The 632-nt window shown below is 47.9% G+C and carries 1 protein-coding gene; it reads right to left on the minus strand.

Translation table 11 applies throughout. The features are described from left to right. Window positions 1-394: hypothetical protein (locus AC1DH9_RS30395; protein ID WP_477809485.1), on the minus strand; the 394-nt coding region annotated here is incomplete at its 3' end. Window positions 395-632: the final 238 nt, after the last annotated feature.

The raw sequence follows: 632 nt of genomic DNA on the forward strand, positions 1-632 counted from the left end.
AGTAAGGCTGCACCGTCTGCATAACTTTTTCACTGAGACGGTGCAAGACCAGTGGCCGACTGTCTTTCGGGGCGAGCTGGCCGTGTTCGTCGCAGTTTGATTTGAACAAGCGATAGTCGTGCTCTTCCAGCCCGCGCCCCTCAAGGGTCTTGCGCAGGTTGCTGATGGTCGGTCGGTTCGGTAACTCCAACAGCATCAGCTCCCCCTTCTTGATCTGGTTGTAACCTAAAGCCAATGCGTCGTAGATACGAGTGGCTGGTTGGTGCTGGGAGCCACGCGTTACGCGCTCCTGGATCAGATGTTCATAGCTGAGACTGCCAGGCTCGAATATTGAAAACGCAATACCATCAGCGTTCCAGTTCGGTTTGGTGGTGACTTTGCTTTTGCTTTTCATTCTGAAGCCCCCAAAGCTTACTTATTGTTTTGGTGCATCGGCTTGTACACTTTCAAGGATAGTCGATGATTACAAAGGGGTAGCCAATCTTGGCTGAAAATATCACTCATCGACGTGATCATTTTGATGTGGTGTAGGTGGTGAAGTGATGTTATGACACTAATAACGTATTGATTATTATCAAATATCTATTCTTTGTATTGATGCTGGATATGCTTTTTGTATTGCTGCTGGCAGG

The sequence above is a fragment of the Pseudomonas sp. 05T35 genome (assembly GCF_056396605.1).